Origin of the sequence: Stenotrophomonas sp. HMWF003, assembly GCF_003061285.1 — a bacterium.
GTDB classification, from domain to species: domain Bacteria; phylum Pseudomonadota; class Gammaproteobacteria; order Xanthomonadales; family Xanthomonadaceae; genus Stenotrophomonas; species Stenotrophomonas maltophilia_AP.
The window spans coordinates 1,300-11,262 of record NZ_QAIW01000396.1 but is presented as its reverse complement, the minus strand read 5'-3'; the positions used below and the strand labels follow the sequence as shown (position 1 = coordinate 11,262).

Sequence of the window (9,963 nt, the reverse complement as noted above, 5' to 3'; positions counted from 1 at the left end):
GTCCACGTAATCGGTGATCACCGCCACCAGCGCCGGGTAGTTGTAGGCGCGCAGCAGCGGGAACACCTTGCTGTACACGCTGCGCAGGCCGTCATCGAAGGTCAGCAGCACCGGCTTGGGCGGCAGCGGGGTACCGCCCTGGGAGGCGGTGATCAGCTGCGACAGCGACACCGGGTGGTAGCCGTGCGCGGACAGCCAGTCCAGGTGGGCCGCGAAGTTCTGGGTGCTGACCGCATAGGCGTCCAGGTCGCTGGTGGTGGCCACGTCATCGCGGATGTCGTGGTAGCTGAGCACCAGCAGGCCGTTGTCGGCCGAATCCAGCAGGGCCGGCTGCGGCTGCGCGTGCGCGGGGACGACCACGGCCAGCATCGCCAGCAGCAGGCCCAGGGTCCAGCGTTTCAGATCCATATGTCCCATCTCATTCTCCCCAGCGCAGGCCGACATCCAGGCCGACGTGTCGTTCGCGTTGTCCGTCGTAGACCGGTCGCGACCAGCTCACGCCGTACTCGAAGATCCGGCCTTCGCCGATCTGCCATTCGTGGCGGTACTCGGCCGACGGCACGATCGCGCTGCCAAAGCCCTGCTGCCAGTACTGCCCCACCGAGACGGTCAGGCGGTGCCGGAAGTGGCGTTCGTAGTGGCGCCACAACTGCTGGTCCACGCGCAGCCCCAGTTCCACCGAGTGGTCCTCGGACGGATTGAAGTAGGGCACGTCGTCGCGGCTGCCCTGGCTGGCGTAGAGGCTGCCGAGGCCGTCCAGGATCAGCGTGGGACGGGTCAGCAGGCGCTGTTCGATGGCGGTGGTGACGGTGTCGCGGCGGTTGCCGTCGTCGTAGCGGAACTGGCTGGCGCCGATGCTCCAGTGGGTGCGTTCGTTGCGGCGGTAGTCCGCGGCCACGGCCACGCTGTCGGCGGTGATGCCCGACACGCGCGCCTGCATCGAGGCATCGGCGTCGTTGCGCGCGGCGGTGACGCCCACGTGCCACTGGTCGCTGAACTGCCAGCCGAGGCCGGCGCTCAGGCCGGTATCGCCGATGTGGTCGTTGGCGCGGTTGACGAAGGCTTCGGCATCGGCGCGGCCATAGCGGTAGCGCGTACCAACGCCGACTCGCAACGGGTTGATGGTCTGGTCCTGGAAATCGACATTGCGGCGGTCGGCAAAGGCCACCACGCGCCAGCGGTCGTCGAGGATCGGCGACTGCACTTCCACGCCGTAACGGCCGTCATCGTTACCCAGCGGCGATGCGCCGCCGCCGCCGGAACTGCGCCCGCCCTCGGCGTAGGCATGCAGCTGCCAGCCGCGGTGGGCACGCCAGCTGCGGTCGAGCCGCTGTACCGACGGCTGGCCGGGGTAGCGTTCCAGCAGGGTGTCGTGGATGGGGCGGGCGAGGTCGTCGCGCTGCAGCTCCACGTAGGCGTCGTACTGGCCCAGCCGGGCCGGGACGTCGCGCGGGTCCAGCGTGTTGGCCATGCTGTAGCGCTCCAGTGCCCGGCGCGGCCAGCCGCGCATCAGGTACACATTGCCCAGCGAAGATTGCGTGCCGGTGTTGCCCGGGCCGATGTCCACCATCTTCTCCAGGTCGCGCTGGGCGGTGGGCAGGTCGCCGCTGTAGGCACGCACCATGGCCAGGTTGAGGTCGGCTTCGTAGCGCGGCCAGTTGGCGTGGGGGGCCTTGGCGCCGTTGGTCCAGCGCCAGGCTGGTTCGTCGGCCTGCCATTTCTTGACCAGCGCGATGGCGGTGTCGGCCTGTTCGCTTTCCAGGTAGGCGTAGGCCAGTTCGGAACGCACCTGCGGCTGCGAGGGGTCGGCTTTCATGGCCGCCTCGAGCACCGGAATGGCTTCCTGCGGGTGCTGGGTGGCCATCAGCGAATCGCCGATCGGGGCCATCAGGTAGTTCGGCACGGGATGGCCTTCGGCCAGCAGGCTGCGGTATTCGTCGCGCACCTGGGTGTGCCGGCCCAGCCGGTTGAGCAGGATCAGGCGGTCGTAACGGATGCGCAGCGGCGCGGCCTGCACGGTGCTGCCATCGCGGTCGAGGTACTGCTGCATCTGGGCCAGTGCGCCCTCGGCTTCGTCCAGCCGGGTGTCTTCGCTGGCCCCGTAAGCCAGGCTCCAGCCGACCAGCTTGGCCAGGTAGTTGGCTTCAAAACGCTGCTTCTGGCCGTCGTCGAACAGCTGCGGGCGGGCCTGGTGCAGCTGCCAGGCGCGGTGCGCGTTGCCGATGTCGGACAGGGTGAGCACCTGCAGCTTGTACAGCAGTTCGTCGTTGGGCGACTGCAGCTGGGCCCGCTCGATCGCGGCCAGCGCATCCAGCCATTGGGCGTGGTCGCGGAACTGGCTGATCTGACCCAGTTGGTCCGCAGTGGCGGCGGCGCGGGCGCCGGTGCTGGTCAGACAGAGTGTGGCGCATGCCAGGCCGACGCAAAGCGCCAGCGGCCGATGGTTGTACATGGAACCCCCAGAGCGTCCCTTCAGAGAATATGCTGTGCTCAAAATGTGACGCACATCACATGCCAATCCTGCCTTACTACGCATTTGTTTACAATTCGTTAAAGCACGCATCACTCTCCACCGCTGTCGCGGTAGATGCCAAACACGTCGTAACGTACTGATCGCAAAGCCCCCACAGGCCGCCGCCACGGCGATGTCCCCGGGGGTGCTGCGCACTGAAGCCGTTCAGTGAGGCGCGCTGGGTACGGTCCAGTCCACATCGCCCGCCGTTGCCGGCAGGTCAATGTTGGACACGCTACGTCAGTAGGTGCGCATGCGGTGTGTAGAAGCGACGCTCACCACTGGTCTTCCAGTTTCTGCGGCTTGCAGGCCACCCACGAGGCGGTGAGCAGGACGAGTGCGCAGATCACCAGGAAGCCGAACGGCAGGTGCCAGCCACCGCTCATTTCGTGCAGCCAGCCGAACAGGAACGGGCCGAGGCAGCTGAAGGCGTAACCCACGCCCTGCATGAAGCCGGACAGGGCGGCCGAGCCGGCAGGCGTGCGGGTGCGCAGGTTGATCAGGGTCAGCGCGAGCGGGAACGTGGACGGGCCGATGCCGAGCAGGACCGCCCACAGCCACGGTGCCTTCATGGGAGCGAAGAGCAGGCCGGCGAACGCGATGAGGAAGGCCGAGAACCCGATCAGGACCAGCGGGAACGGGTTGCGCAGGCGCACCGCCAGGGCGGGCATGGTGAGCGAGGGCAGCAGGCCGCAGGCGGCGAAGATGGCCACCATGATGCCGCCGAACGCAGGGGTGGCACCGGCTTCGACGACGATGCGCGGCAGCCAGGTGAACATGGAGTAGGTCATGAGCGAGGTCATGCCGAACATCAGGGTCATGCCCCAGCCGAGCGGGGTGCGCCAGACCTTGCCATGCGGCTGCGCGGCCGGGTCGGCGGCGGTGTCGAGCGGGTCCGGATGCGGGCGGCGGCGGGCCAGCGCCATCCAGGGCAGCGCGGCGGCGAGGGCGAGGATGGCCCAGATGCCCAGCGAGACGCGCCAGCCGGCGCTTTGGGCCAGGGGCACGGCGAGCAGGGCGGGCATCATGGTGCCAACCTGCAGGACGGTGATGTAGAGGGTGCTGACGGTGCCGACGCGGTTGGCGAAGTAGCGCTTGACCAGCGGCGGCACGACGACGTTGCCGATGCCCATGCCGGCGAGGGCGACGATGGAGCCGAACAGCAGGCTGCCGATGCCGCCGGCCATGGAGCGCAGCAGCAGGCCGACGGTGGCCAGGCCCATGGCGAGCAGGGCGGTGCGTTCCAGGCCGATGCGGCGGGCCACCATGGGGGTGGTGACGCCGAACAGGGCGAACGAGGCGGTGGGCAGCATGCCGAGCACGCCGGTCATGGTGGTGCCGAAGCCGAAGGTCTGGCCGAGCAGGTCGAGCAGCGGGGTGACCGAGGTGACGGCGGTGCGCAGGTTGAGCGCAGCCAGCAGGATGGCCGCAAAGGCGAGCACGCGTCCGCGCAGCAAAGAGGAGGCGTGTGGGTCGGTAGGAGTCATGGACGTGGATCTCGTGCAGGTGGCGCGATCACGGTGGGGGCCGGATGTGCGGAAACGCCGCCACGGGCGCATGGCCGGGGGCTGCGTGGGGTCGAAGAGGAATGGCGCGCGCCGCGCGCGTCCCGAAGCGGGGCATTGTACCTGCGCCAAATGAATGGGTCGTGCCAACGCGCCGGACGGAGATCCATGGCTCGCCGCGTAGAGCCGGGCTCTGCCCGGCTGCTGGTGCCGCCATCGTTCAAATCTGCCGGGCACACCCCGGCGCTACGCGACGATGCCATCCAGGCTTGGGCGTGCCCCAATCAACAGACACAAAAAAGCCCGGAGGACATGTGTCTTCCAGGCTTCAATGTGACCATCAAATGGTCGGGGAGACAGGATTCGAACCTGCGACCTCTACGTCCCGAACGTAGCGCTCTACCAGACTGAGCTACACCCCGTAAGGAGCCGCCTATTGTATCGATCCCGCCCTTCGGCGGCAAGGGGGACCGTGTTGCTTTCCTTCGGTGCCGTGTTGCCACGGCTTAGACACAAAAGCCTGGAAATCGTGTTTCCAGGCTTCAATGCGACCACCTGAGTGGTCGGGGAGACAGGATTCGAACCTGCGACCTCTACGTCCCGAACGTAGCGCTCTACCAGACTGAGCTACACCCCGAAGGAGCCGCCAAGAATACGGTGTGAAGGCCGTATCGGCAACTCTTTTTTACACTTTCAGCGTTGCTCGTTGTCCAGCCGGCTGGTTTCGCGGGCTTCGAACCACATGCCGTTGAGGATGGCCACGACCGATGCAAGGCCGGCGCCGAGGATCCAGGCGAAATACCACATGTTCACTCTCCTTCATTCGGGGGTGGTGCCGACCGGTGGTCGGCACGCAAGAAACCACTCAATACGCGTTGGGGTTGTCGCCCATGTCCTCGGCGGTCGTCTTGCCCTTCATGACGCGGTACACCCAGCTGGTATACGCGATGATGATCGGCAGGAAGATGGCCGTGGCCAGCAGCATGATCCACAGCGTGAGGTGGCTGGACGAACTGTCCCAGACGGTCAGGCTGGAGATGGGCTGGCTGGAGGACGGCAGCAGGAACGGGAAGATCGCAAAGCCGACGGTGAGGATGATGCCGGCGATGGACGCACCCGAGGCGAGGAAGGCCAGGCCGCCACGGCGGGCACGCAGCAGCACCGCACTGGCCAGGGCACCGAGCAGGCCGATCAGCGGGAACACCACCGTGGCGGGCATGCTGCTGTAGTTGCGCAGCCAGCCGCCGGCGACGCTGCCCAGTTCAACGGTCTTCAACAGCGGGTTGGTCGGGCCGTCGGTGACCACCTGCGAGGTGATCTGGTAGCCCGGCAGGCCGAAGGCCACCCAGGCGCCGGCGGCGGCAAACAACACGAAGCTCGCCAGTGCAGCCACGCTGCCATAGCGGGCCGAACGCTCGGCCACCGGACCGTCGGTCTTGAGCACCAGCATCGCCGCACCGTGGGCCACCACCATCGCCACGCTGACCAGGCCCGCCACCAGGGCGAACGGGTTGAGCAGGCCGATCAGCGTGCCGGTGTAGAAGATGCGCATGCTGTCATCGAAGTGGAACGGCACGCCCACCAGCACGTTGCCCACCGCCACGCCTGCGATCAGTGCCGGCAACAGGCCGCCGACAAACAATGCCCGGTCCCAGTTCTGGCGCCAGCGCTTGCCGGGCATCTTGCTGCGGTACTTGAAGGCGACCGGGCGCAGGATCAGCCCGAACAGCATCAGGAACACGGCCAGGTAGAAGCCGGAGAAGCTCACCGCGTACAGCGGCGGCCACGCGGCGAAGATCGCGCCGCCGCCGAGCACCAACCAGACCTGGTTGCCTTCCCAGACCGGGCCGACGGTGTTGATCACCAGCCGGCGTTCGTCATCGGTGCGGGCCACGAACGGCAGCAGGGTGCCAACGCCCAGGTCGAACCCGTCCATGACGGCCCAGCCGACCAGCAGGATGCCGAGCAGCAGCCACCAGATCACGCGGAGCGTGGTGTAATCAAGTGCAATGAATTCCATCTGGATTCTCCTGCCTCAGGCTTGGCCGGGGGCGGCGGCAACGGGGGAAACGGGGCGGATATCAGCCTGCAGCGTGGGCAGGATCTCTTCCGGACCCTTGCGGATCGCCTTCAGCATCAGCTTGACCTCGATCACCAGCAGCACCGTGTACAACCCGGTGAACACCGCCAGCGTGGTCAGGATTTCATGCAGGGCCAGGCCCGATGCGGCGTAGAAGGTGGGCAGCACGCCATCCACCGCCCACGGCTGGCGACCGTATTCGGCCACGAACCAACCGCATTCGATCGCGATCCACGGCGCCGGCAGCGACCACACGGCCAGGCGCAGGAACCAGCGCTTGTCCTGGAAGCTGTTGCGGCACGAGAAGTAGAACGCCAGGGCGAAGAAGGCGATCAGGTAGAAGCCCAGGCCAGCCATGATGCGGAAGGTCCAGAACAGCGGTGCCACGCGCGGTACCGTGTCCATCGCCGCCTTGGAGATTTCTTCCGGGGTGGCGTTGAGGATGTCCTCGCGGTAACGCTTCAGCAGCAGGCCGTGGCCCAGATCCTGCCAATGACGGTCGAACATCTCGCGCGCTTCGACGTCGTTCTTGTCCTTGCGCACGCGTTCCAGCGCACCGTACGCCAGCTGGCCGCCGCGGATGCGGTTCTCGGCGCGGCCCACCAGTTCCAGGATGCCCGGGATCGGCTGGTCCAGCGAACGGGTGGCGATCAGGCCCATCAGGTATGGGATCTTGATCGCGTAATCGTTGGTGTGGGTGGTCTGGTTGGGAATGCCGAAGGCGGTGAAGTCGGCCGGGGCACGCTCGGTTTCCCACATCGCTTCAATCGCAGCCAGCTTCATCTTCTGGTGTTCGCTGGCGGCGTACCCGCTCTCGTCACCCAGCACCACCACCGACAGCGACGACAGCAGGCCGAAGGCAGCCGCCACCGCGAACGAACGGCGGGCCATGTCCTTGTACTTGCCCCGCAGCAGGTACAGCGCACTGATGGACATCACGAAGATGGCGCCGGTCACGTAGCCGGCACTGACCGTGTGCACGAACTTGGCCTGCGCCACCGGGTTGAACAGCACCGCGGCGAAGTCCACCACTTCCATGCGCATCGTTTCGGGGTTGAACACCGCACCGGTCGGATTCTGCATCCAGCCGTTGGCGATCAGGATCCATACCGCCGACAGGTTGGTGCCCAGCGCCATCAGCCAGGTCACGGTAAGGTGCTTGACCGCGCTCAGCCGCTTCCAGCCAAAGAAGAACAGGCCGATGAAGGTGGCTTCCAGGAAGAACGCCATCAGCCCTTCGATGGCCAGCGGTGCGCCGAAGATGTCACCCACGTAGTGGCTGTAGTACGACCAGTTCATGCCGAACTGGAATTCCATCACCAGGCCGGTGGCCACGCCGATGGCGAAGTTGATGCCGAACAGCGTGCCCCAGAACAGGGTCATCTGCCGCCAGACCTGTTTGCGGGTCATGACGTACACGCTCTCCATGATGGCCACCATGAAGGACAGCCCGAGCGTGAGGGGGACGAATAGGAAGTGGTACATCGCGGTCAGAGCGAATTGCAGCCGCGACAGTTCTACGACTGTCTGATCAATCATGGCCTGGCTACCTCGTTGGGTGTTTGCGTTTCAGGTGGCGGGAAGGGGGGTCTACGGGATGAATTCTGTGACCTGCAACTTCAAATAGCCTTGATTCAGATCAATGTACGAGCGGTCTTGCCAAGGAATCGTATGCGTTCCTGGCAGCCTGCGACCGCTTGCCGCACGGGGGCCATGCCGGCACCCACTACAATCGACGGAAACCTCCCTGTGTCCCTGCGTGATCTGCCTTGAGCATACCCCCCGACGCCACTGTTGTTGAAACCACGGCCCTGCGCCGTCGCCGCCTGCACTGGCTGGGCGGGCTGGGCGTGGCCGCGCGCGGGCGCCAGCGCATGGCTGCGCTGTGCATTTGCATGTCCGGAGCGCTGTTGATCGGCCAGGCCGCCGCCATCGCCTGGTTGATCCAGGCTGTGCTGGTGCAGCACCGGCCGCTGGCCGACGCCACCCCGGTGCTGCTGGGCCTGCTGGCGGTGCTGGTCGCACGCGCGCTGCTGGGCAGCGCCACCCAGGCTGCCGCCGGCGATGTGGCCGATGCCGCACGGCTGGCCCTGCGTGAACGGGTCTACCGGCGCCTGCTGGGGCGCGGGCCGTTGTGGCTGCGCCAGCAGCGTACCGGTGAGCTGGGCGAGCTGATGCTGGCCCATGCCGATGCAATCGAGAACTATTACGCCGGTTATCAGCCGGTGCGCATTGAAGTAGTGGTGGTGCCGCTGCTGATCGCGCTGGCGGTGGCCTGGACCGATTGGGTGGTGGCGCTGATCCTGGTGTTCACCGCGCCGCTGGTGCCGTTCTTCATGATGCTGGTGGGCTGGGGCGCAGAAGCGGCCGGGCGCGCGCAGCTGGGCGAACTGGCCCGCATGAGCGGGCATTTCGCCGACCGCATCAAGGGTCTGGGCCTGCTGCGCCTGTACGGGCGGGGCGAGGCCGAACTGGAGGGCGTGGCCGCGGCCGCCGAAGGCGTGCGCGAGCGCACCATGAAAGTGCTGCGCATCGCCTTCCTGTCGTCCACCGTGCTGGAATTTTTCGCCTCGGTCAGCGTGGCCATGGTCGCGCTGTATTTCGGGCTCAGCTACCTGGGCCTGATGTCGTTGCACGCGCAGGTACCCACACTGGGCGTGGGCATGTTCTGCCTGTTGCTGGCGCCGGAGTTCTACGCGCCGCTGCGGCGCCTGGCCGCGCACTATCACGACCGCGCCAACGCGCTGGCCGCCGCGGCCGAGGTGGAGCGCCTGCTCGGTGAGCTGCCTGGTGCGGAGGAGGGCAGCGACGCCCCTGCCGCCGTCGCGCGTGCGCCCGAACTGCTGGAACAGCACGCGCCGCCGGTGCAGGTGCGCGACCTGGTGTTGCGCCCGCTGGGCGCGCAGCACGACGTGATCAATGGCCTGTCCTTCCAGATCGAGCCCGGACAGCGGCTGGCGCTGGTCGGCCCCAGCGGCAGTGGCAAGAGCACCCTGCTGGAAGCGCTGGCCGGCTGGCTGCCGCCGCAGTCGGGCAGCATCGTGCTGCGCCCCGGGCTGGAAATCGGTTATGCCGGGCAACGCCCCTACCTGTTCCACGGCAGCATTGCCGACAACCTGCGCCTGGCCGACCCGGGCGCCACCGACGCGCACCTGCGTGCCGTCGCCGAGGCGGCGCAGGTGATGCGCTTCGCGTCCGCCCTGCCGGATGGGCTGGATACGGTGATCGGCGAGCGCGGCTTTGGTCTGTCCGGCGGCGAAGCACGCCGCATCGGTCTGGCCCGGTTGCTGCTGCGCGACCCGCAGCTGCTGCTGCTCGACGAGCCCACCGCCTTCCTTGATCCGGACACCGAGGCCGACCTGCTGCGCACGCTGGCCGCATTCGCGCGCGGCCGCAGCGTCATCATCGCCACCCACAGCGAAACCGCCATGGCCTGGGCCGATACGCGCCTGACATTGACCGCCAGCGGCACCCGTAACACGCTGGAGGTGTCGGCATGAGTGCGCCGCACATCGACGCGTTGAAGCAGGTATTTACCCGCCATCGCGGTCGCCTGGTACTGACCGTACTGCTGCTGTGGACCACCATGCTGGCCGGCACCGCATTGCTGGGGCTGTCCGGTGGCTTCCTTACCGCGGCCGCACTGGCCGGTGCGGCCGGGCTGGGCAGCGGCTTCAACTTCTTCTCGCCCTCGGCGGGCATCCGCGGGCTGACCATGGCGCGGATCGCCTCGCGCTATTTCGAAAAGCTGGTGGGCCACGACGTCACCCTGCGCATCGCCCGCGACCTGCGCGTGTGGTTCTTCCGCCGCGCGCTGCCGTTGGCGCCCGCGCGACTGGCCGGTGTGCGCACCGGCGAGCTGCTGG

General features: G+C 67.1%; 7 protein-coding genes, 2 tRNA genes and 1 pseudogene. 2 read left to right on the top strand and 8 right to left on the bottom strand.

The features are described 5' to 3' along the window. From DBR34_RS23675 to DBR34_RS17045, 8 genes are all read right to left on the bottom strand, one after another. Window positions 1–408 (bottom strand): polysaccharide deacetylase family protein (locus tag DBR34_RS23675; protein ID WP_258224052.1); only part of this gene is annotated, 408 nt, incomplete at its 3' end. A gap of 10 nt (window positions 409–418) precedes the next feature. Continuing rightward, window positions 419–2,452: a poly-beta-1,6 N-acetyl-D-glucosamine export porin PgaA gene (gene pgaA, locus DBR34_RS17075; RefSeq protein ID WP_128097679.1), complete on the bottom strand. Its 2,034-nt coding sequence runs from the start codon at window positions 2,450–2,452 to the stop codon at window positions 419–421. A gap of 335 nt (window positions 2,453–2,787) precedes the next feature. Then, complete coding sequence (locus DBR34_RS17070; protein ID WP_128097678.1) at window positions 2,788–3,999, bottom strand: MFS transporter; 1,212 nt, start codon at window positions 3,997–3,999, stop codon at window positions 2,788–2,790. 363 nt (window positions 4,000–4,362) lie between these two features. After that, window positions 4,363–4,439, bottom strand: a tRNA-Pro gene (locus tag DBR34_RS17065). Window positions 4,440–4,577: 138 nt separating this feature from the next. Further along, a tRNA-Pro gene (locus DBR34_RS17060) sits at window positions 4,578–4,654 on the bottom strand. A 56-nt stretch (window positions 4,655–4,710) separates the two neighbouring features. After that, complete coding sequence (cydX, locus tag DBR34_RS17055) at window positions 4,711–4,824, bottom strand: cytochrome bd-I oxidase subunit CydX (protein WP_038687448.1); 114 nt, start codon at window positions 4,822–4,824, stop codon at window positions 4,711–4,713. A gap of 58 nt (window positions 4,825–4,882) precedes the next feature. Next, window positions 4,883–6,037 carry a cytochrome d ubiquinol oxidase subunit II gene (gene cydB / locus DBR34_RS17050; RefSeq protein WP_128097677.1) on the bottom strand — a complete coding sequence of 385 codons (1,155 nt, stop codon included), beginning with the start codon at window positions 6,035–6,037 and terminating at the stop codon, window positions 4,883–4,885. 15 nt (window positions 6,038–6,052) lie between these two features. Then, entirely contained in the window at window positions 6,053–7,636 is a 1,584-nt protein-coding gene (locus tag DBR34_RS17045) for a cytochrome ubiquinol oxidase subunit I (RefSeq protein ID WP_128097676.1), read from the bottom strand. Window positions 7,637–7,908: 272 nt separating this feature from the next. Here DBR34_RS17045 and cydD point away from each other — a divergent pair, with 272 nt between their 5' ends. Both cydD and DBR34_RS23670 read left to right on the top strand, forming a co-directional pair. Beyond that, on the top strand, window positions 7,909–9,597 hold the full coding sequence (gene cydD / locus DBR34_RS17040) for a thiol reductant ABC exporter subunit CydD (protein ID WP_258224054.1): 1,689 nt from the start codon (window positions 7,909–7,911) through the stop codon (window positions 9,595–9,597). Beyond that, window positions 9,594–9,963: pseudogene (locus DBR34_RS23670) on the top strand (thiol reductant ABC exporter subunit CydC); the annotation flags it as partial. The gene cydD and the pseudogene DBR34_RS23670, both read left to right, overlap by 4 nt.